We start from the raw sequence: 21,144 nt of genomic DNA on the forward strand, positions 1-21,144 counted from the left end.
CCGTAGCGATACCTCATGACGAAGCATTACGAAACAACCGAGACATCCGAATGAAAATCAAATCCGTGCGCGCACGCCTTTTCAAATGGAAAGGCAAGACCGTGCCGCCTCAAGGCAATTTCTGCTCGAACGCGATGGACCTGCTCTACGCGCCGCAAGAAACGATGAGCACCTTCCGCTTCCACTCGTGGACGGTCGTCGAAGTCGAGACCGATTCCGGCATCGTCGGTCTCGGCAACGTGGCCCTCGCCCCGCAGGTCGCGAAGGCCATCATCGACGAGTATCTCGCGCCGCTCGTCATCGGTCAGGACCCGTGGGACTACGAGTATCTGAACCAGCGCATGTACCGCGCGACGCACGCATGGGGGCGCAAGGGCATCGGCATGGCCGCGATTTCGGCAGTCGACATCGCGATCTGGGACATCCTCGGCAAGAGCGTCGGCAAGCCCGTGTTCAAGTTGCTCGGCGGCCGCACGAAGGAAAAGATCCCCTGCTACTACTCGAAGCTCTATCGCACCAACCCGAAGGCCATGCAAGAAGAGGCGCAAAAATATCTGGACGAAGGCTTCCGCGCGTTCAAGATGCGCTTCGGCTATGGGCCCGCGCACGGTCAGCAGGGTGTCGTCGAGAATCTGAAATCGGTCGAGGCCGTGCGTGAGGTGATCGGCTACGACAACGATCTGATGCTCGAGTGCTACATGGGATGGAACGTCGAATACGCCAAGCGTATTCTGCCGAAGCTCGAGCAATACCAACCGCGCTGGCTCGAGGAGCCCGTCATCGCGGACGACATCGACGGCTACGCTGAGCTGAATCGGTTGACGAGTATTCCTATCTCGGGCGGGGAGCACGAGTTCTCACTGTACGGCTTCAAGCAGCTGCTCGATCGCAAGGCCGTGTCGGTCGTGCAGTACGACACCAATCGTGTCGGCGGCATCACGATGGCACACAAGATCAACGCGCTGTGCGAAGCGTACAGCGTACCGGTGGTTCCGCACGCCGGCCAAATGCACAACTACCACCTGACGATGAGCACGCTTGCCTCGCCGATGAGCGAGTACTTCCCGATGTTCGACGTCGAGGTGGGCAACGAGCTTTTCTACTACATCTTCGACGGCGAGCCGGTTGCCGAAAGCGGCTTCCTGCAACTGCGCGATGACGTGCCAGGCCTGGGTCTTACGCTGAAGACCGAGTTTCTGGATCAGTTCGAGATCGTGGAGTGACCATGAGCGCACGTTACCAAGGTGTGTTTCCCGTCGCGCCGACGATCTTCAAGGAAGACGGCGCACTCGACCTCGACGGTCAGCGCCGGTGCCTCGATTTCATGATCGATGCAGGCTCGAACGGAATCTGCATTCACGCAAACTATTCGGAACAATTCGCGCTTGGCGATGACGAACGTGATCTGATCACGCGCACGACACTCGAGCATGTTGCCGCCCGGGTACCGGTGATCGTGACGACGTCGCATTTCAGCGCGCGGATTTGTGCCGAGCGTAACCGATATGCGCAAGCGCTCGGTGCGGCTATGGTGATGGTGATGCCGCCCTATCACGGCGCGACGTTCCGCGTACCCGAGGCGCAGATTCAGGCGTTCTTCCGCGAAGCGACGGCCGGGCTGGGCATACCGTTGATGATCCAAGACGCGCCCGCCAGCGGCACGACATTGTCTGCGCCGTTTCTTGCCAAGCTGGCTCGCGAGATCGAAGCGGTGTCGTACTTCAAGATCGAGACCGCCGGCGCGGCCTCGAAGCTGCGCGAGCTCGTCGAGCTGGGCGGCGATGCGATCGAAGGACCTTGGGACGGCGAGGAAGGGATCACGCTGCTTGCCGACCTGGATGCGGGCGCTACAGGCGCGATGACGGGCGCAGGCTACCCGGACGGCATCCGCCAGATCATCGACGCTTACTTCGCGGGCCAACGCGACGAAGCAGTTGCGCAATACGCTCGTTGGCTGCCCCTCATCAACTATGAAAACCGCCAGGCAGGCTTTCTGGCCGCGAAAGCGCTGATGAAGGAAGGCGGCGTGATCGACTGCGACCAGCCACGCTCGCCTTGGCCGGAGCTGCATCCGCAAGTTCGCGCGGGTCTGCTCGACGCGGCTCGCCGGCTCGATCCGCTCGTGCTGTCCTGGGGCCGGTAAGGGAAAGACGGCCAGGCGGCCCTCAAAGGCCGCCGCTACCATGGAAAAAGGAAACACCGATCAGACCGCCGAACACTTCCAATCCGACATACCCGCACGTGTTCCCGAAGTGACTTTCCACACTAGAGTCGACAGTGCGCCGGCCGGGCGACGCCTGTCCGATGCCTTGGTCAATAGATGATGTTGGGGGCGAGTGTCTCGCCCGTCATGAAGCGCCGATGCGACATGTGCTTCAGATCGTCGGAAGCCTGACCGGTTGCGATTGCCTCAGCGAGCATGCGGGCGGCGCCGAGCGAGCTGCTGAAGCCGTGTCCGCTGAAGCCGGTGCACAGATACACGCCGGGATGTTGACTACATTCGGAGACGACCGGAATGCCGTCAGGCGTATTGTCGATGGCGCCGCCCCACGCGATGTCGACTTTCGACGGATCGAACTGCGGAAATACTTTGCGCGCCTCGTCATAGGCGGAGTGCACCAGCGACAGGTCGGGCGCCGGATCGAGCACGCGATTGCGCACGAACGGTGAGCGTCCGAGATGCAGATAGCTGAACTCGCTCCACAGTTGCCGAAAGAACTCGCCGCCGAATTGCACCTTGATGCTGTTGCGGCGGCTCGCATACAGCCCTTTGAAACGCATGCCGTAGCGCAGCGCATTAGGCACCACGTGCACGGTGCCCCGCCCGCTCTTCGCGAGGGTGTAGCCGCCATCGGCACGCTCTCGCAGCGCGAATTCCGGCGCCTTCAGCGGTCCACTGAAGGCGAGACGAATATCGCTGTGCGATTTCGATGCCGACGAATAGACGTTCAGCGTCGGCAGCACGATCTTCTGCTTCAGACAGAAGAGCGACGACCATGCGCCTGCCGCAATCACCACCGCATCGGCGCGCACGCGTCCGCGCTCCGTCTCTATGCCGGCGATGCGGCCCGCCTCGAAAACCAGATCGTTGACCGCGCAGTCCTGCAGAATCGCGACCCCTTGCGCGGCAGCTCGCTGTGCAAGCAGGGGAATCGCGCAAGACGGATCGGCATAACCGTCGTCGAAAGTGCGCACGCCGCCGATCCACGGCGCGCAGCCATCGGCGTAGACCTTGTTCGCTTGCTCGCGCGACAGCATCTCCGCCGCGACGCCGCTGCTGCGCGCAAAATCGCACCACGCATGCCAACCGGCGAGTTCCTCTTCGCTGCGCGTGACGAAAGTGATCCCCGTCTTGCGAAACCCGACGTCGACGCCGATCTCGTCGGCGAGATCCGTCCAGCGCTGCACACTCAGTTTCGCCACGGCCAGCTCGCGCATGTCACGCCCGAGCGTTCGGCACCACCCCCAGTTGCGGCTACTCTGCTCCGCGGCGACATGACCTTTTTCGAAGACCGCGACGTGCTTGCCGAGCCGGTTCAGTTCATAGGCCGTCGCTACGCCCGCCGCGCCGCCGCCGATCACCGCGACGTCCACGTGCGTCGGCAGCGTCACGTCGGTGTTGATTTTCAATAACGGTTGTCTCACTTTTCGGCCGGGTCTTAGGGAAAAAGCGTGCAGTAGGAACATCGCCGACATCGTTGTCTCGATCGACAAAGCGACGCAAAGAAGCGATGTTTCGTCGCTGTTTCGTCGCTTTTGATACGCGTGTCGGTATGCGGATGACGTCGAAGTTTAAGAAGGAGCGTCCGCCATGACAAATTCGCAAGTATTGGGAGGACATGCTTTTTTGATATGGTGAGCGCTGTGCAGCGGGCGGCTCGACACGTGCCTCGAAGATGTCGCGAATAAACAGCCAGGGGTTTAGGTGCGTACCCATATCAAAAAGTGATGGGGGGTCAAATATGGCGTATTTGGATGTGCAGCGGATCCATCAATAAAATGGACCGACTAGCGGCCGGATCAGCGAATGTAGCGACGAGCGCGATCTCCCTGACGCAAGACCGCTGATCACGATGAGACCAGAGGACGACCCCGATGAAAGCCAGCAGAAGAGACTTCCTTGCGATGTTCGCCGCGGCAGGCGCAGCAACCGCCTTGCCGGGCATCGCGATGGCGGACGAGGCGCCGCGCAAGGGCGGCAACGTGCGCATGGCGGTGCAGAACGGTTCGATGTCCGACACGCTCGATCCGGCCAAGGGCGGGCATTCGGGCGATTGGACCAAGCAGTTTTGCGTGTTCAACGCGCTTACCGAGTTCAACGGCACGCTCACGCCCAGCAACGCGCTCGCCGACAAGCTCGAGAGCACCGACGGCATGACGTGGCACATTGGTCTCAAGCAGGGCGTGCATTTCCACGATGGCGCCGAGTTGACCAGTGAAGACGTCGTCTATTCGCTCGCGCGTCACAAGGACCCCGCCACGGCATCGAAGGCCTTCGCGATCGCCAGCGGCTTCAAAGAGATCAAGGCCGCGGGCAAATCTGAACTGACGCTGGTGCTCGACCAGCCGAACTTCGATCTGCCCTCCGTGCTCGGCAGCAGCTACTTCCTGATCGTCAAGAACAACACGAAGGATTTTGCGAAACCGGTGGGCACAGGTCCGTTCATCGTCGACACGTTCACGCCCGGCGGCAAATTCTCCGCCAAGCGCAATCCGAATTACTGGAAGTCGGGCCTGCCTCATCTCGATACCGTCGAGATCATCGGCTTGCCCGATAACAGCGCGCGCGTGAACGCGGTGCTGGCAGGCGACATCGACATTTGCTCGCTGGTCGATCACCGCTATGCCGCACAGGTGAAGAGCAACGCCAACGTGCAGTTGGTGGCCAACAAGCTCGCGATTTACACCGATCTGATCCTGCGCCAGGATCACCCGATCACCGGGAATCCAGACTTCGTCTCGGCCACGCGCTGCCTCCAGGATCGCAAGCGCATGGTGAACGACGTGATGCAGACCTACGGCGTGATCGCCAACGACCATCCGGTCGCGCCGTGGGACCCGTACTACCTCGAAGGCCTGCCCCAACACCAGTTCGATCTCGACAAGGCGAAGTTCCATCTGAAAAAAGGCGGGCTCGTGGGGAAGTCGATGGAAATCTATTGCCAGCCGGGCATTGCGGCAGCCGTGGAAGGCGCGCAGTTCCTGCAAAGCTTCGGCGCACAGGCGGGCTTCAACTTCGTCATACGTCAGGTGCCGACCGATGGCTACTGGTCAACCTACTGGACCAAGCGCCCGATCACCTACGGCTCGATCTCCAACCGGCCGAACGTCGGCATGATCTTCCAGCTGTTCTATTCCTCGAAGTCGCCGACCAATGAAGCGCATTGGCAGAATCCGAAGCTCGACCAACTGCTCAGTGCGGCGCGCGCGGAAGGCGACTTCAACAAGCGCAAGGCGATCTATGGCGACATGCAGACGCTGGTGCACGAAAGCGCCGGCACCGTGATTCCGGTGTTCGACGTCATCCTCGACGGCGTCTCGAAGAAGGTGCGCGGCTACCAATCGAATCCGTCGGGCATGAACATGGGCTACCGGTTCGCCGAAGCGGTCTGGCGCGCCTGAACTCCGTGGCAAGGCAAAATGCCGTTCAGTCGCCAGGCTGAACGGCATTTTTTCGTTGGGAGTTTGCGCTTTGCAGCGGCGTCAGGCCTTCGCGCGCAACGCCGTTTCCTCCAACCAGTTGGCCCGCATCTCGGGCACCGAATCAATCAGCAGCGATGTATACGGGTGCCGTGGCTGGGTGAGCAGCGTGCTGGGGTTGCACGCATCGACCTTCTGGCCTTTGAACAGCACGACGATGTCGTCGCAAATCGAGCGCACGGTCGAAAGATCGTGGCTGATGAACAGATATGACATGTTCAGCTCGTGCCGCAGCTCGACCAGCAGATCGAGGATGGCCGCGCCCACCACGGTATCGAGTGCCGACGTCACTTCGTCGCAGATGATCAGGTCGGGATCGGCCGCCAGCGCGCGCGCCAAGTTGACGCGCTGTTTCTGGCCGCCCGAGAGCTCGGCGGGACGTCGATGCGCAATCGACGATGGCAGCTCCACCAGGTCGAGCAGACGGGCGACGCGCGCCGGCACCTCCTTCGACGCACAGCGTTCGAAATGCCGCAGCGGCCGCGACAGAATCGTCTGGATGTCCTGCGCCGGATTGAGGACCTTGTCGGCGTTCTGGAATACCAATTGAATGCGTCGATATAGACCGCGATCGCGCTTGCCATGCTCACCCGGCAACGGCTTGCCGGCGAAACGGAGAACGCCCCGCGCCGGCGCAAGCATCCCCGCGATCACATAGGCGAGCGTCGACTTGCCCGAGCCCGATTCGCCGATCACGCCGAGCGTGGTGCCGCGCCGCAGCGTCAGATTGATGTCGTCCAGGACGCGCACGGACGGCATGCCCGCGCGGTCGCGCTCGCCGTACCCGGCGATTAAATCGCTGATTTCGAGCAATGCCGGTTGCTTTCCGGCCTGATCGGCGTCTTCCTCTGTCAGGCGGCACGACGGCTCGGCAGCGGCCAGCAGGCTGCGCGTGTATGGATGCGCAGGCGCATCGATGATCTGTCCGAGCACGCCCTCTTCCTGAATCTCCCCGTTGCGCAGGACGAGCACGCGATCGGCAATCTGCGCCACCACCGCGAGGTCGTGCGACACATACACCGCGCTGATATGGAACTGTGCGATCGCACGCTTGAACGCGCGCAGCACTTCGATCTGCGTCGTCACGTCGAGCGCCGTGGTCGGCTCGTCGAACACCACGACTTCGGGGTCCGACATCAGCGCCATCGCCGCCATCAGCCGTTGCAGCTGACCGCCCGATACCTGGTGCGGATAACGCTCGCCGATAGCCTCCGGCGACGGCAGCGCGAGCGCGCGGAAGAGCCCGACGGCCTTCTCTCGCGCGGCCTTGCGGCTCATCAGCCGGCGCACGCACACGCCTTCGATCACCTGATCGATGACGCGTAGCGCGGGGTTGAACGACGCCGATGCGCTCTGCGCGACATAGGCGACCCGCCGGCCGCGAAGGTCGCGCAATGCCGCAGGCGCCGCCGCCAGGACATCCGTTCCGCCGACGCCGACGCGCCCCCCAGCGATCCGGCAGCCACGCCGAGCGTAGCCGAGCAACGTCAGCGCAATCGTCGTTTTGCCCGAGCCGGATTCGCCGATCAGCGCGAGCACTTCGCCGCGCCGGATCGAGAAGCTGACGTCTTTGACGATCGGTATTTCGGCGCCATCGTCACCACGTGCGACGACCTGCAGATTGGCAACTTCTACGAGACATTCGGTCGACATGGCTTATCCCCGTGCGCCGCCGCGCCTGCGCACGGCCAGACTGTCGATCAGGAGGTTGACGCCGATCGTCAGCGTGGCGATCGCGAGCGCCGGCATGATCACCGCCGGCGCACCGAAAGAAAGACCCGAGAGGTTCTCGCGCACAAGCGATCCCCAGTCGGCATACGGCGGCTGCACGCCAAGGCCGAGGAAGCTCAGGCCGCTCAGCATCAGCACGTTGTAGACGAAACGCAGGCCGAAGTCGGTCAGCATCGGATGAATCATGTTGGGCAGGATCTCGCGGCATGCGATATGGAAGGCGCTTTCGCCGTTCAGGCGCGCGACCGTGACGTATTCCATCGCATTGATGCCGACCGCCTGAGAATGCGCGATACGGAATGCGCCCGGCATGTAAATGACGCCAGCCGTCAGCACCAACACACGCAGATCCGAACCGTAGATAGCGATGACGAGCAGCGCGAGGATCTTGCTCGGTGTAACGAGTAACGCATCGACGATGCGGCAGACGATCTCGTCGAACCAGTTGCCGATCACTGTCGACACCAGCGCGAGCAGCGTGCCGCTCACGCTCGCGATGACGGTGGCGGCAAGCGCGAGCCCGATCGAATAGCGCGCGCCGTACAGAATGCGGCTCAGCAGGTCGCGGCCCAGGAAGTCGGTGCCGAGCGGATATGCAAGACTGCTCGATGCGAACACCTTCCCGCCGCTCATGTCCATCATGCCGTAAGGCGCGATGAAGGAACCGAAAATGGCGATGAGGACCCACGCGAGCGAAAGGAAAAGACCGATGCGGCCGAGCCCGCTCAGGGACATGAAGAAGCGCCCGATCCGGCGCGGCGAAAGAAGGAAGGTCATGGCGTCACCGCAATTTCGGGTTGCAGACGATCGTAGCGATGTCCGCAAGCAATAGCAGAAGCAGATAACAGGTGCTGAAGAACAGCACGCAGAACTGGACGATTGGCAGATCGCGGTTGCTGACCGCGTCGACCAGCGTGCTGGCAAGCCCCGGGTAGGAGAAGATCGCCTCGACGATGATGACGCCGCCGAGCAGATACGATAGGCTCAGCGCCATCGCATTGACGATCGGTCCGATCGCGTTGGGCAGCGCATGGCACAACACGGTGCGCGACGGACGCAGGCCCTTGAGCACGGTCATCTCCGCATACGGCGCATCGAGTTCGTTGACGAGCGCCGCGCGCGTCATCCGCGCCATCTGCGCGACCACGACGCAACACAGCACCAGCACCGGCAAACTGTACGACTTGAAGAACTCGCCGACGCTCGACACATCGGGATTGACCGACACGGCCGACACCCAGTGCAGCTTGACCGCGAACAGCAGCACGGCGAGCGTGGCGAGCAGGAATTCGGGGACGGCGACCACCGACATCGTCAAGACCCCGATCACCCGGTCGAGCAGTGTGCCGCGCACCATCGCCGCGACGATGCCGAGCACCAGCGCGATCGGCACCGAGGTAGCGGTCGCCGCGCCGGCCAGCATCAGCGTATTCGGAATGCGCGCCAGCACGATGCTTTTGACCGGCACTTGCGCCGCGTACGAAATCCCGAAGTTGCCGCTCATCATCCCGCCGAGCCACGTGAAGAAGCGCAGCAGCAGCGGTTCGTCGAGCCCCAGCTCCTTGCGCAGCATCGCCACCGTTTCAGGCGTGGCGTACTGGCCCAACGCCATCTGGGCCGCGTCGCCCGGCAGCAAGCTGGCCATGAAGAAGACGAGCGCGGAAACCAGAAACAGCGTGAGCGCACCAATTGCGATGCGGCGGCTCACCATGCGCAGCACGACGCGATTCATATTTCACCTCGGTAACCTCGGTATTCAGGTGCGCCGGTCCGGCTTTGCGAGACGCCGGACCGGATCGCGCTCGAAACAACCGCTCCGCTGTCAGGGCATCATGAGATCGCGTCCTTGAAGCGGAAATACGCGCCCACCAGGGGCAGGAACCATTCGCGCCCCGCGTAGCCCGGCAAGGCCTTCCAGTCCTCACGCGCCCACGGATTGGCGCGCGCGCCGCCCATCACGATATCGGCCATCACGTCGCCCATGTAGGTCGACATCTGCGTGCCGTGTCCGCTGTAGGCAACCGAATAATAAAGCCCCTCGTGCTTGCCCGCCGACGGCAGACGATCCGCGGTCGCCTCGACGAGGCCGCCCCAGCAATACTCGATGCGCACGTCGCGGAAATCCGGCAGCAGCTTGTCCAGCGACTCTTTCAGAATCCGTCCGCTCTTGCGGTCCGAAGCGGGATTGCTGCGCGCGAATTGTGCGCGGCCGCCCCACACCAGCCGGTCGTCGTCCGTCGTCCGGAAGTAGTTGCCGAAGTTCAGGCTCGTCACGTAGTTGCGGCGGTTGGGCAGCGCGCGGTCGAGCAGTTGCGGAATCGGTTCCGTGACGATCACGAAACTGCCGACCGGCACGATGCGGCGTTGCCACCAGCCAAACGGCCCATGATTCGAGCAGCCGGTGGCGAGCAGCACTCGTCCTGCCTCGATCTCGCCTTTCGCCGTCACGATGCGGTGCCGGTCTCCGCCGAGCGGGACGAGCTTCGTGACCGCCGCATGCTCGAAGACGCGCGCGCCGTGACGTGCCGCCGCCGTCGCCAGTCCGGTGCCGAAGCGGCCCATGTGCATCTGGCCGCCACGCCGATCGAGCATGCCGCCATGAAACGCATCCGAGGCGATCTCGCGGCGCACGTCGCTGGCCGACAGCAATTCGACATCCGAAAGCAGATGCTTGCGCAACGCTTCGTGGTTGCGCGCGATGCCGGCCATATGGCTCGGCTTGCTGGCGAGCTTGAGCTTGCCGTGACGAACGAAGCTGCAATCGATCTGTTCGCGGCTGACCAGTTGCTCGACGTAATCGACCGCGTCGGTGTAGGTCTGATAATACTGCTTCGCAAGCTGCTCGCCGTAGCGCCCGATCAGATCCGGCAGGCTCTGCGAGGTGCCCGGGCTGCAATGTCCGCCGTTGCGGCCCGAGGCTTCGCCGTGGATGCGCGACGCTTCGAGCAGCACCACGTCGACGCCCTTGCGCGCGAGCGACAGCGCCGCCGACAGCCCCGTGAAGCCGCCGCCGATCACCACGACGTCCGCACGCGCCGGCAGGTCGCCGGTCGCGCCGGCCTCGAAGCGCGGCGCTGTTGCCAGCCAGAAAGATTCGAGTCTCATAGCCCGACGACGGCGGCAAGACCACCGATATCCTTGATTTCCGTATAGCCGTAAAACGGATTGGCCGGCTCGTGGCCGCGGTTGACCCACACCTTGTTCCTGATGCCCATGTCGTGCGCGGTCATCAAGTCGTAGCGGAAGCTCGACGACACGTGCAGGATGTCTTCCGGACCGCAGTTCAACTGGTCGAGCAGATACTCGAACGCCTTCATCTGCGGTTTGTACGCCTGCGCCTGTTCGGCCGTGTAGACCGCATGGAACGGCGCGCCCATGCGCGCTATGTTGTGAGGAATCTGCACGTTCGACGCATTCGTCAGGCCGACCAGCGGGAATTCCTTCGCGACCTTGGCGAGACCGGTGGGCACGTCCGGGTGCGGCCCCCAGCCCGGCACCTGATCGTAGATGGCCTTGCCGTCGCCTTCCCGATATTCGACGCCAAAGCGTTTGCAGGTACGGCGGATGGCGTTGTCGACCACCTGTTCGTACGGCTTCCACGCACCCAACACTTCGTCCAGACGGTAAGCGGCGAAGGCGTCGGTGAACGCGCGCATGCGCGCGGCAGGCACACGGTCCTCATAGAGCGCGCTCGCGGCCGGCGCCATCTCGAAGTAGATCAGCGTGCCGTAGCAATCGAAGGTGATGTACTTGGGCTTGAACAACGACATGTTATTTCCTCGGCAATTGGGGCGCGTCGCCCGGAATTAGAAATCGATGAGTACCGACTTGTAGCGAAGACTGCCTTCGAAGGCTTGGCGGCCCAGATCCTTGCCCATGCCCGATCCCTTGAAACCGCCGGTCGGGATGATGAAGTCCCAGGTGCGGCCGAAACGGTTCACCCACACGGTGCCCGCCTGGATGCGGCGCGTCGCCCGCAGCGCCCGGCCGAGGTCGAGCGTATGGACGGCCGCCGCCAGGCCGTAGCTGGCGTGATCGGCGAGCGCGAGGGCTTCCTCTTCGTCGTCGAAGGTCTGCACGGTCAACACCGGGCCGAAGATTTCTTCGCGCACCGCGAGCGACCGACTCGTCACGTCGGCGAGCAGCGTCGGACGGTAGTAATAACCCTCGCTGTCGTGCTCGAAGAAATCGGCGCCGCACAGCGCGCTTGCGCCTTCGTCCATGGTCTGCCTGACCGCCGCGTGGATGTTGCGGGCCTGCTGCCCGTTGATGATAGGCGGAAAGCAACTCGGTTCACGCCAGGTCGGTCCTGGCCGCAGCGCGTCGATCTTCGCGATGATCGCTTCGATCAACGGCCCGGCGATGCCGCGCTGCGCGATCAGCCGCGTGCCGGACACACAGGCCTGCCCCGCATTCGACGTGAACCCGCGCACGACGCGGCCGGCGACCGCGTCGATGTCGCCGGCGTCGTCGAACACCACTTGTGGGCTCTTGCCGCCGAGTTCGAGCGTGACCGGCTTCGTGCCGTGATGCGCCGCCTCGCTCATGATCGCGGCGCCCGTGCGGGTCGAACCGGTGAACGACACCTTGCCGACGAGCGGATGCCTCACGAGCGCCGCGCCCGCGCCGGCACCGCGGCCCTGCACGATGTTGAACACCCCCGCCGGCAAGCCCGCTTCGATCGCGAGTTCGGCGAGACGCATCACCGAATAAGGCGTCAGCTCGGACGGCTTGAGCACCATCGCGTTGCCGGCCGCGAGCGCGGGCGCGCATTTCCACGAAGCCATCGAAAGCGGGAAATTCCACGGCGCGATGGCCGCCACCACGCCATACGGCTCCGGCAGGACGAGGCCCAGGCTGTGGTGCGTCGTCGGCACTGCGTCGCCGCCGAACTTGTCGGCGCACTCAGCGAAGAAGCGGATGCACTCCGCGGTGAACGGCACATCGAAGGCGCGCGCTTCAGCAATGGGCCGGGTCGAGCCGATCGCCTCGAGACGCCCGAGAGAATCCGCGTTCGCGTCGATCAGGTCGGCCCAGCGCGACAGCACGCGGGCGCGCTCGCGCGGCGCACGCGTGCCCCAGCCGCTTGCGAGCCAGCTGCGGTGGGCATCGCACACGGCCTGATCGACGAGATCGTCGGAGGCGTCGGGCAGCGTGCCCATCACGCCACCATCGGAGGGGCGCAGGACCTCCAGCTCCTCACGGCCATCGACGCGTTTGCCGCCAATGAAGTGTCCGCTTGGAACCGGGATGTGAGGTGAAGTGTCGCCCTTCATGTCGTTCATAGGGACCCGGTCATGTCCATGGGATGAGCGCCGCTGTGCGCGTGTCATATCGGCGTTTCATCAAGTTACGGCGAGTGTAAGAACGACAATTTTCTTTGACAAATACGCATATAATCGTAGGCCATACATTTTTGATATGGCCCGCCCGATGCTGAATTTTCGCGAAGTTCAGGCCTTTCGCGCGGTCATGTTGTCGGGTTCGATGACGCAGGCCGCAAAAGATCTGCACACGTCGCAATCGAACATCAGCCGTGTCATCGGCCAACTGGAACGGCGTCTCGGCATCAAGCTGTTCGAACGCCAGATCGGCAAGCTGATGCCCACGCTCGAAGGCCAGGTGTTCTTCCGCGACGTCGAACATACGTTCGCGAGTCTGCGCGGGCTCGAGGAAAAAGCCGAATCCATTCGAAAACGCGGCAGCGGCCGTCTGCGTGTCGCGGCCGTGCCATCCATGGCGATCGTCGCCGTACCGGATGCCATTCACGTTTTCGCGCAGCGTTATCCCGATGTCGACGTCACGTTGCAGGTCGCCGATTCGCTGACCGTGTGCCAGTGGCTCGCAACCGGCTATGCCGATGTCGGCATCGCCTCCGAGATCTTCAACGGAACGAGTGTCGCGTCGGAGGTGGCGCGCAAGAGCCGGGGGGTGTGCATCGTGCCGAGCGATCACCGGCTCGCCGAGCGCGGTGGCACGGTCACGCCGGCGGACCTCGTCGGCGAACGCTTTCTGTCGCTCAAATCGAGCGACGTGATGCGCAAGCGGATCGACGACGCCTGTCAAATCGACGGCGAAGACAAGCGCATCCTCGCCTACGAATCGCATTTCGCCGCGGCGATCTGCCGGATGGTTGCGTGCGGTTTGGGCGTGAGCGTCATGAATCAACTGGTCGCGCGCGAATACGCGAGCCAGCTCGCCATCCTGCCGTTCTCGAAGCGCATCGAGTTCTCCACTTACGTCGTCTATCCGCTCAACATTCCCATGAACATGCTGGCGAAGTCCTTCGCCGACGCGTTCAGGGAAAGCAGCGGCTGACGGCGTGCTGCAGGACCGGTCTGCCGCGCGGGCAGCACCGCCGCCCGCTCTCGCAGCGCCGGTGCTTAGCCGACGCTCGCGCCGCTGATTTCGTCGGCTGTATTCCTGACCGCACGCCCCCATTCCTCGATCCGGTCCGCTTCGAAGCGCGAGCCGGGCATCGAAAAGCACACGCTTGCCACCGCGACGCCGTTCCCGTCGAAGATCGGCGCACCGATGGCATAGATCTGGTGGCGGTACTGGCCTAGATTGACGGAATAGCCGCGCGTGCGAACGCGCTCGAGCTCTTTGCGGATCAGCGCGGGATCGTTGATGGTGTGCTCGCCGTACTTCGGCAGATCGCGCCCGAGGATCGTGTCGATCTGGTCCCCGGTCATGTGCGCGAGGATCGCTAGGCCGTTGGCGGTCGCATGGAACGGCGACACGTTTCCGATGGAGTACGCCGTACGGACGTGCTGCTTGCACTCGGTTTCCTCGATGAGAACCATCGCCGTGGTGCCGTCCGGGATCGAGAGATGAACGGTTTCGTTGACGAGGTCGCACAGGTCCTGCATCGGCTGGCGCGCGGCTTTCTGCAATGCGCCGCCCTTCAATGCGCTGGGCCGCACGCCCACTACCCGCGCGCCGATCTCCCAGCGCGTCACTTCGCTGCCGGCCTGACGCAGCCAGCCCGCTTCCTGAAACGTCATCAACACGCGCTGCACGCTCGACTTCGGCATGTTCAGCAGCTTCGAGAGTTCGCTGACTCCGATCGGCTGATGCTGCGAGATGGTCTCGATGATCTCGATGCTCTTCAGGAGGCTGTTCATCTTTTGATTCCTTGCGATCGACAAGCGCGCATGCTAACTTGCCAACTCGTACCACATTGAAGCACGGCGTGCCGTATTGTGGCACACAGCAAGAGCGAATGCAACGGCCAATCCGCAGACGCGCGAGCGTCGCAAGGCTTACCTAGAGAAACGCAGAGGAAGGCAATGGGCTTGAGAATCGGAGTAGACATCGGTGGATCGTTCACGGACTTCGCCGTGCTGGACGACGAGACGCGGACCACGCGCACACTGAAGGTTTTTTCGCGGCCGGACTCGCCGGGCAGCGAAGTGATCGACGGCATGCAAGGCTTGCGCGAGCGTTTCGGCATCGACCCGCGCGACGTCACCTACTTCACGCACGGCACGACCGTTGGCGTGAACGCGGTGGTGATGCGCAAGGGCCTGCGCCTCGCGCTCATCACGACACGCCATTTCGAGGACGTGCTCGACATCGCGCGCCTGAAGATCCCCGACATGTATCACCTGATGTCGCGCCGCCCGGATCCGCTCGTCACGCGCGACCGCGTGATCGGCGTCGATGGCCGCATGCGTCCGGACGGCACTGAGGAAACACCCATCGACGAAGCCAGCGTGCTGGCCGCGCTCGCCGCGCTACGGGCGGCACAATGCGAAGGCGTGGTCATCTCGCTGCTGCATTCGTACCGCAACCCCGCGCACGAGCAGCAGGTCAAGGCGATCATCGAAAAGGCCGCGCCCGGATTCTTCGTGTCGTGCTCGCACGAAGTGTGGCCGATCATCCGTGAATACGAGCGCACCGTCACCGCCACGATCGGCGGCTATGTGCAGCCGCGTGTCTCGCAATACCTCTCGCGCCTGCAGGCCGCGCTCGCCGAGAGCGGCGTCGGCGCGGATCTCAAGGTAACCAAGTCCAACGGCGGCGTGATGAGCGCCGAAAACGGCAAGAGCAACTGCGTGCAAATGATCCTGTCGGGCACCGCCGCCGGCGTGATCGGCGCGTCGTATCTGGCCGGCATCTGCAAGATCAAGGACTGCATGAGCCTGGACATCGGCGGCACGACCGCGGATGTCGCGCTGATCGTCGATGGCAAGCCGCAGTACGCCACCGGCGAATACATCGGCGACTTCCAGATTCACATTCCGTCGGTATCCGTGTCGTCGATCGGCGACGGCGGCGGCTCGATCGCCTGGGTAGACGATTTCGGCGTGCTGAAGGTCGGCCCCGAGAGCGCCGGCTCGAATCCTGGCCCGGTGTGCTATGGCCGCGGCGGCACGCGCCCTACCATCACCGACGCGTTCGCAGCGATCGGCGTGCTCGGCCGCGCGTCGCTCGGCTATAACGCGGTGAAGGTCGACGTCGACGCGAGCCGCCGCGCGATCGAGCCGCTCGCCCAGCGCCTCGGGCTGGATGTGCATCGGACCGCCGCGGCGATCATCGATGTCGCCGTGTCCGGCATGTACGGCGGCGTCAGCCGCATCGTGTCGCGCTTCGGCATCGATCCGCGCACGTTCTCGCTGATGCCGTTCGGTGGCGCCGGGCCGATGCTCGGCGGTTTCCTCGCCCGCGCGCTGAACATGAAGCATCTCGTCGTGCCCACCACGCCGGGCGTGCTGAGCGCGCTGGGCGGCCTGATCGCCGACACGAAAAACGACTTCGTGCGCACCACCTACTACCCGCTCGACGCCGCCTCGCTCGACAAACTGTCCGTCGATCTCACCACGCTCGAAAAGCAGGCGCGCGACTGGATCGTCAGCGAGACCGGCTCGGACAAGGGCGCCGAGATGTCGGTGTCGGCCGACATGCGCTACCGCGGCCAGTCGTTCGAAGTCGACACGCCGCTCGACCCGCAATCGATCCGCAACGGCGACATGGCGACCATCGCCGACGCATTCCATCGCGAACATCACCGCCTGTACGGCCACAGCGATGCCGCGTCGCCCGTGCAGGTCGTGGCCCTGCGCCTCGTGATCAGCCTGCCCACGCCGAAGCCCGAAATGCCGAAGATCGCCGTGGGCGAAGGCGCACCGCCCGTCGAGGCGATGATCGACGTCTACCTGGACGACGCATGGCGCACCGTGCCGCTCTATCACCGCTCGGCGCTGCTGGCGGGCCACCGTTTCGACGGCCCCGCGATCATCGCGCAGGACGATACGACGACCTGCGTGCTGCCCGGCTGCGAAGCCGTCGTCGACGAATACGGCAACCTGCTGCTGTCGCTGCAGTGAGCGCAGATGACTTTCGAAGGACTGAGACAATGACATTCGACCGATCCGTTCTGCAGATTTTCGCCAATTATTGCGTGGCGGCCGCCGAAAGCATGGCGCATACGCTGATGCGCACAGCGCATTCGGCCTTCGTCAAGGAAACCGAGGATTTCTCCTGCACGATCATGACGCCGGAAGGCCTCACCTTCGCGTCGCCGAAGACGCTCGGCGCAACCTGGTATCCGGGCCTCGACTTCGGCTCGGTGATCGAGGCGATCGATCACTACGAACCCGGCGACATCGGCATGACCAACGATGCCTATAGCGGCTACGTCGCCACGCATACGCCCGACGTCATGATGTGGAAGCCGGTGTTCTACAACGGCGAGATCGTCTGCTACGTGGGCGGCCATATTCACAACACCGACATGGGCGGCGCGGTGCCAGCCTCGCTGTCGCGCACGCTCACCGAGATCTATCAGGAAGGCATCCGCTGGGCGCCGACCAAGATCATGCGTGCCGGCGTGCTCGACGAAACGCTGCTCGATCACATGGCAATCAACGTGCGCGCCCCCGAGCAGAATCGCGGCGACCTGAAGGCGCAGATCGCGATGCTGATGACCGGCGAGCGGCGCGTGCTGGAGATCATCGAACGCTTCGGCGTCGACGACTTCAAGGCGGGCATGCACGCGATGATCGACTACTCGGAGGAACAGGCGCGCGCGATCGTCGCCGCCATGCCCGACGGCGAATACTTCTTCGCCGAATACGCGGACGAGGATTCGGTCAACGGCAAGCCGCTACGCGTCGCGCTCAACCTGAAGGTCGAAGGCGAATCGCTCGTGCTCGACTTCACGGGCAGCGATCCGCAGCTCAATTCGTCGCTGAACATGCCGACCGGCGGCAAGGAGCGGCACGTGCTCGCCCTCGTCGGGCTGAACTACGTGCTCTATTCGCTGCATCCCGATCTGCTGCTGAACGCGGGCATGCTGAAGGTCGCGCGCTGCGTGCTGCCGGAAGGCACGATCATGAACTGCGTGCCGCCCGCTGCGGTCGGCATGCGCAGTCTGACCTGCAAGGTCGCGCAGAACGTCACCTTCGGCGCGTTCTCGATGGTCTGCCCCGAGCGCCTGCCCGCGTGCCCAGCGGGCGGCATGTCGATTCTCAACGTGCGCACGGTCGATAGCGACGGCCGTACCGTGATCGCCGCCATCGGTCCGGTGGGCGGCGGCGCAGGCGGCATGATCAGCGCGGACGGTTCTGACGCATCGGGAGCGAACGTCGCGTTTCTGCGCAACACCCCGGTCGAGATCAACGAAGCCGAAGTGCCGATCCGCATCCTCAAGTACGGCATGGTGCCGGGCAGCGCGGGCGCGGGACGCTATCGCGGTGGCCTTGGCACGGTCATGGAATTCCGGGTGTTCTCGCCCGGCACGCTGGTCACGGCACGCAATCGCGACCGTTCGCGCTTCGCGTCATGGGGCGTGCTGGGCGGCAAGGCGGGATCGAATTCGCGCTTCACGCGCAATCCGGACACCGAGCGCGCGGAAGATCTCGGCGTCACCGATCTCGTCGTGTGCGGCCCCGGTGACGTGATCCGCCTGGAAGGCTGCGGCGGCGGCGGTTACGGAAATCCGTACGAGCGCGATCCGCAGAGGGTCGCCACCGATGTTCTGCGCGGCTACTTGAGCGAAGCCGATGCGCTGACGCTGTACGGGGTGGTGCTGAATGCCGGCGAAGTGGATGCGGACAAGACCAAGGCGAAACGCGCCGCGCTCGCGGCCGAAGCGCCCGCCGGCCCCGTCGGGCACTTCGATTACGGAGCGGCGCGCACGGCCTACGAGGCGCGCTGGACCCGCGAACGCTACGCGGTGCTGACGGAGATCCTCGCGGCGGTGCCGGTGGTATGGCGTCACTTCCTCAAGCACAAAATCTTCGACACATTCGATGCATGGGAAGCCGACGGCCGTCTGCAGCCGGGCGGTCAGGCGATCCGCGAGATCTTCGCCGAAGTCGCGGCCAAGTATCCGCAACTGATCGAGGCACAGCGCGCGGCCTGACGTCCCTCGCCGATGCCGCCGCGATGCGCGAGGCCTGCCGGTTTTCCTTTGACGGCAGGCGGTGCACGCGCGGCATCCGGTCAAACGCGTTTTTGAAGGGTGAGCAATGACATCGCTGCACGAAACAGATCGGCGTCACTTTTTTCATCCAGGCACGCACGCAAACGATCACGCAACTGGCGCCCTGCCCGGCTTCATCCTCGACAAAGGGCACGGCATCTATCTCACCGACGTCGACGGGCGCGAGTACATCGACGGATTCTCCGGACTGTATTGCGTCAACGTTGGCTATGGCCGCGAAGAAATCGCCGATCGCATGGCCGCGCAATGCAAGCGGCTGTCGTACTACCACACCTACGTCGGCAGCGGTAACGAGCCTGTGATCGAATTGTCGCGACGGTTGATCGAGGATTGGGCGCCACCGGGCATGGTGAAGGTGTTTTACGGCATGTCGGGTTCGGACGCGAACGAAACGCAAATCAAGCTCGTCTGGTACTACAACAATATTCTGGGCCGTAAAAACAAGAAGAAAATCATCGCACGCGATCGCGCGTATCACGGCTCGGGCATCGTCACGGGCGCGCTGACGGGCCTGCCGGCCTACCATGCGAATTTCGATTCGCCCTTCGATCGCGTGGTGCGCGCGATGTGTCCGGATCACTACCGCAACGCTGCCCCTGGCGTGTGCGAAGCGGACTTCACCGCGCAATGCATCGCCGAACTCGAAGCGTTGATCGAATCCGAAGGCGCCGACACGATCGCCGCATTCATCGCCGAACCGATGAACGGCACCGGTGGCATCGTGCCGCCGCCCGAAGGTTATTGGCCCGCGGTACAAGCCACTTTACGCCGCCACGACATTCTGTTGATTGCGGATGAAGTCGTATGCGGTTTCGGGCGCCTCGGAGCACGCACGGGTTCCGAGCGCTTCGGCATCGCGCCCGATTTGCTGACTTTCGCGAAGGGACTAACGAGCGCCTATGCGCCGATGTCCGCGGTTGTGGTCGGCGAGGCGTTCTGGGACGTGCTGATGAGCGGATCGCGCGAGCACGGGATGATGGGTCACGGCTGGACGTATTCGGGACATCCGCTTGGCGCGGTCGCGGGGCTTGCGAATCTCGACATCATGGAGCGCGAAAAGCTCGTCGACAACGCGGATCGAGTCGGTGCGTATCTTCTCGAGCGCTTACGCACGACGTTCGGTACGCATCGCAACGTCGGCGACATTCGCGGCGTCGGAATGCTGATGGCGATTCAACTGATGGAAAATTCGAGGTCGCGCACGCCGTTCGCGCCCGAGCGCCGCATCAACGCAAGTGTGGTTGCGGCGGCGCGCAAGCATGGTCTGTTGATACGCGCGCTCGGGACGGATATCGTCGGCTTCGCGCCGCCGTTGATCACGACGCGTAGACAGGCCGACAAGATCGTGGAGCGTGTGCAGGCTGCCTTGAACGACACGCTGCCCGCATGACGACGAACCTCGAGGCAACCATGACGACACTGCATCTGCCCGCGATCGGTTTAGGTACATGGCGATCGACACACGACGAGGGCGTGCGTGCAGTGCGTACGGCGATCGAAAAGGGCTACCGGCACATCGATACCGCCGCGCGCTACGAAAACGAAGCCGCGGTCGGCGAAGGCATTCGGCAAAGCGGCATCGCACGCGATGATCTGTTCGTGACCACGAAAGTCTGGTGGACAGAACTGCGCACGGCGGCTTTCAAGCGTTCGCTCGAAAGAAGCCTGTCCGAGCTGAAACTCGATTACGTCGATCTATTGCTGATTCACTGGCCGAATCCCGACGTGCCGCTCAAAGAGCAACTCGGCGCGCTCGCCGATGCGCATCATCAAGGACTCGCTCGCCAAGTCGGCGTGTCGAACTTTCCGGTGGCTTGGCTCGACCGCGCGGTGGAATTATCGCCGGTACGGCTTTCGGTGAATCAGTGCGAATACCACTCGTATCTGGACCAGCGAAAGGTGCTTGATGCGTGCGCGCGTCACGGAATCACCTTCGTCGCGCATACGCCGCTGGGCAGCGGGCGGCTCCTCGACGAACCGCTGATCGCGGAAATCGCGGCGCGCCACGGAAAACGGCCGTCGCAAGTCTTGCTGCGCTGGCTCATCCAGCAGCCCGGCGTTGCGGCAGTGCCGAAGTCGTCAAACGAGATTCGGATCGGCGAAAACATCGACGTGTTCGATTTCGCGCTCGACCCACACGAAATGCGCCGCATCGCCGCGCTCGCTCGTCCCGACGGACGGGTCAGCAAAGTGGCGTGGGCGCCTGAGTGGGATAACGCCTGACGCTGTCGTACTCGGCTCCAAACTCGCGATAAGGATTC

Annotated in this window: 16 protein-coding genes; 8 read left to right on the forward strand and 8 right to left on the reverse strand. The window is 63.6% G+C overall.

The genetic code is table 11. The features are described from left to right. The first annotated feature begins 50 nt into the window (after positions 1-50). Positions 51-1,223: an L-rhamnonate dehydratase gene (locus tag VGL01_RS08045; RefSeq protein ID WP_331568327.1), complete on the forward strand. Its 1,173-nt coding sequence runs from the start codon at positions 51-53 to the stop codon at positions 1,221-1,223. 2 nt (positions 1,224-1,225) lie between these two features. Beyond that, complete coding sequence (locus tag VGL01_RS08050; protein ID WP_331568328.1) at positions 1,226-2,143, forward strand: dihydrodipicolinate synthase family protein; 918 nt, start codon at positions 1,226-1,228, stop codon at positions 2,141-2,143. A 170-nt stretch (positions 2,144-2,313) separates the two neighbouring features. Here VGL01_RS08050 and VGL01_RS08055 read toward each other — a convergent pair whose 3' ends face one another. Further along, positions 2,314-3,687 carry an NAD(P)/FAD-dependent oxidoreductase gene (locus VGL01_RS08055; protein WP_414720197.1) on the reverse strand — a complete coding sequence of 458 codons (1,374 nt, stop codon included), beginning with the start codon at positions 3,685-3,687 and terminating at the stop codon, positions 2,314-2,316. A 408-nt stretch (positions 3,688-4,095) separates the two neighbouring features. On the opposite strand from VGL01_RS08055, the gene VGL01_RS08060 reads away from it, so the two are divergent. Next, positions 4,096-5,622, forward strand: coding sequence for an ABC transporter substrate-binding protein (locus VGL01_RS08060; protein ID WP_331568330.1), 1,527 nt, complete (start codon positions 4,096-4,098; stop codon positions 5,620-5,622). Between the two features lie 81 nt (positions 5,623-5,703). On the opposite strand, the gene VGL01_RS08065 is transcribed toward VGL01_RS08060, so the two are convergent. The 6 genes from VGL01_RS08065 to VGL01_RS08090 all read right to left on the reverse strand — a co-directional run bounded on the left by VGL01_RS08065 (position 5,704) and on the right by VGL01_RS08090 (position 12,716). Further along, positions 5,704-7,353 (reverse strand): ABC transporter ATP-binding protein, encoded by a 1,650-nt coding sequence (locus VGL01_RS08065; protein ID WP_331568331.1) that lies wholly within the window; start codon positions 7,351-7,353, stop codon positions 5,704-5,706. Positions 7,354-7,356: 3 nt separating this feature from the next. After that, the gene (locus tag VGL01_RS08070; RefSeq protein ID WP_331568332.1) at positions 7,357-8,208 is read right to left on the reverse strand and encodes an ABC transporter permease; all 852 of its coding nucleotides are present in this window, start codon (positions 8,206-8,208) and stop codon (positions 7,357-7,359) included. Between the two features lie 4 nt (positions 8,209-8,212). Beyond that, positions 8,213-9,163 (reverse strand): ABC transporter permease, encoded by a 951-nt coding sequence (locus tag VGL01_RS08075; protein WP_331568333.1) that lies wholly within the window; start codon positions 9,161-9,163, stop codon positions 8,213-8,215. 98 nt (positions 9,164-9,261) lie between these two features. Then, positions 9,262-10,536, reverse strand: coding sequence for an FAD-binding oxidoreductase (locus tag VGL01_RS08080; protein ID WP_331568334.1), 1,275 nt, complete (start codon positions 10,534-10,536; stop codon positions 9,262-9,264). Continuing rightward, positions 10,533-11,201 (reverse strand): haloacid dehalogenase type II, encoded by a 669-nt coding sequence (locus VGL01_RS08085; RefSeq protein ID WP_331568335.1) that lies wholly within the window; start codon positions 11,199-11,201, stop codon positions 10,533-10,535. Before VGL01_RS08085 ends, VGL01_RS08080 begins: the two co-directional genes overlap by 4 nt. A gap of 36 nt (positions 11,202-11,237) precedes the next feature. Further along, the gene (locus tag VGL01_RS08090) at positions 11,238-12,716 is read right to left on the reverse strand and encodes an aldehyde dehydrogenase family protein (RefSeq protein WP_331568336.1); all 1,479 of its coding nucleotides are present in this window, start codon (positions 12,714-12,716) and stop codon (positions 11,238-11,240) included. Between the two features lie 148 nt (positions 12,717-12,864). Between VGL01_RS08090 and VGL01_RS08095 the strand changes: the two genes are divergently transcribed. Next, positions 12,865-13,749 carry a LysR substrate-binding domain-containing protein gene (locus VGL01_RS08095; RefSeq protein WP_331568337.1) on the forward strand — a complete coding sequence of 295 codons (885 nt, stop codon included), beginning with the start codon at positions 12,865-12,867 and terminating at the stop codon, positions 13,747-13,749. A 65-nt stretch (positions 13,750-13,814) separates the two neighbouring features. On the opposite strand, the gene VGL01_RS08100 is transcribed toward VGL01_RS08095, so the two are convergent. Beyond that, on the reverse strand, positions 13,815-14,558 hold the full coding sequence (locus tag VGL01_RS08100) for an IclR family transcriptional regulator (RefSeq protein WP_331568338.1): 744 nt from the start codon (positions 14,556-14,558) through the stop codon (positions 13,815-13,817). Positions 14,559-14,723: 165 nt separating this feature from the next. Between VGL01_RS08100 and VGL01_RS08105 the strand changes: the two genes are divergently transcribed. From VGL01_RS08105 to VGL01_RS08120, 4 genes are all read left to right on the forward strand, one after another. Further along, the gene (locus VGL01_RS08105) at positions 14,724-16,763 is read left to right on the forward strand and encodes a hydantoinase/oxoprolinase family protein (protein ID WP_331568339.1); all 2,040 of its coding nucleotides are present in this window, start codon (positions 14,724-14,726) and stop codon (positions 16,761-16,763) included. Between the two features lie 29 nt (positions 16,764-16,792). After that, a complete protein-coding gene (locus VGL01_RS08110; RefSeq protein WP_331568340.1) occupies positions 16,793-18,802 on the forward strand; it encodes a hydantoinase B/oxoprolinase family protein in 2,010 nt (669 codons plus the stop codon). Between the two features lie 106 nt (positions 18,803-18,908). Continuing rightward, entirely contained in the window at positions 18,909-20,273 is a 1,365-nt protein-coding gene (locus VGL01_RS08115; protein ID WP_331568341.1) for an aminotransferase, read from the forward strand. After that, a complete protein-coding gene (locus VGL01_RS08120) occupies positions 20,270-21,106 on the forward strand; it encodes an aldo/keto reductase (protein WP_331568342.1) in 837 nt (278 codons plus the stop codon). The genes VGL01_RS08115 and VGL01_RS08120 overlap by 4 nt, the downstream gene beginning before the upstream one ends. The last annotated feature ends 38 nt before the right edge of the window (positions 21,107-21,144 follow it).

Source organism: Trinickia sp., from assembly GCF_036503415.1.
GTDB lineage: Bacteria > Pseudomonadota > Gammaproteobacteria > Burkholderiales > Burkholderiaceae > Trinickia.

Excerpts from the sequence above, each read along its gene's own strand:
- VGL01_RS08055 (WP_414720197.1), bottom strand. The coding sequence starts at position 3,687 with ATGTTCCTACTGCACGCTTTTTCCCTAAGACCCGGCCGAAAAGTGAGA.
- VGL01_RS08080 (WP_331568334.1), bottom strand. The coding sequence starts at position 10,536 with ATGAGACTCGAATCTTTCTGGCTGGCAACAGCGCCGCGCTTCGAGGCC.
- VGL01_RS08085 (WP_331568335.1), bottom strand. The coding sequence starts at position 11,201 with ATGTCGTTGTTCAAGCCCAAGTACATCACCTTCGATTGCTACGGCACG.
- VGL01_RS08070 (WP_331568332.1), bottom strand. The coding sequence starts at position 8,208 with ATGACCTTCCTTCTTTCGCCGCGCCGGATCGGGCGCTTCTTCATGTCC.
- VGL01_RS08050 (WP_331568328.1), top strand. The coding sequence starts at position 1,226 with ATGAGCGCACGTTACCAAGGTGTGTTTCCCGTCGCGCCGACGATCTTC.
- VGL01_RS08105 (WP_331568339.1), top strand. The coding sequence starts at position 14,724 with ATGGGCTTGAGAATCGGAGTAGACATCGGTGGATCGTTCACGGACTTC.
- VGL01_RS08090 (WP_331568336.1), bottom strand. The coding sequence starts at position 12,716 with ATGAACGACATGAAGGGCGACACTTCACCTCACATCCCGGTTCCAAGC.
- VGL01_RS08075 (WP_331568333.1), bottom strand. The coding sequence starts at position 9,163 with ATGAATCGCGTCGTGCTGCGCATGGTGAGCCGCCGCATCGCAATTGGT.
- VGL01_RS08060 (WP_331568330.1), top strand. The coding sequence starts at position 4,096 with ATGAAAGCCAGCAGAAGAGACTTCCTTGCGATGTTCGCCGCGGCAGGC.
- VGL01_RS08115 (WP_331568341.1), top strand. The coding sequence starts at position 18,909 with ATGACATCGCTGCACGAAACAGATCGGCGTCACTTTTTTCATCCAGGC.
- VGL01_RS08100 (WP_331568338.1), bottom strand. The coding sequence starts at position 14,558 with ATGAACAGCCTCCTGAAGAGCATCGAGATCATCGAGACCATCTCGCAG.
- VGL01_RS08045 (WP_331568327.1), top strand. The coding sequence starts at position 51 with ATGAAAATCAAATCCGTGCGCGCACGCCTTTTCAAATGGAAAGGCAAG.
- VGL01_RS08095 (WP_331568337.1), top strand. The coding sequence starts at position 12,865 with ATGCTGAATTTTCGCGAAGTTCAGGCCTTTCGCGCGGTCATGTTGTCG.
- VGL01_RS08065 (WP_331568331.1), bottom strand. The coding sequence starts at position 7,353 with ATGTCGACCGAATGTCTCGTAGAAGTTGCCAATCTGCAGGTCGTCGCA.
- VGL01_RS08110 (WP_331568340.1), top strand. The coding sequence starts at position 16,793 with ATGACATTCGACCGATCCGTTCTGCAGATTTTCGCCAATTATTGCGTG.
- VGL01_RS08120 (WP_331568342.1), top strand. The coding sequence starts at position 20,270 with ATGACGACGAACCTCGAGGCAACCATGACGACACTGCATCTGCCCGCG.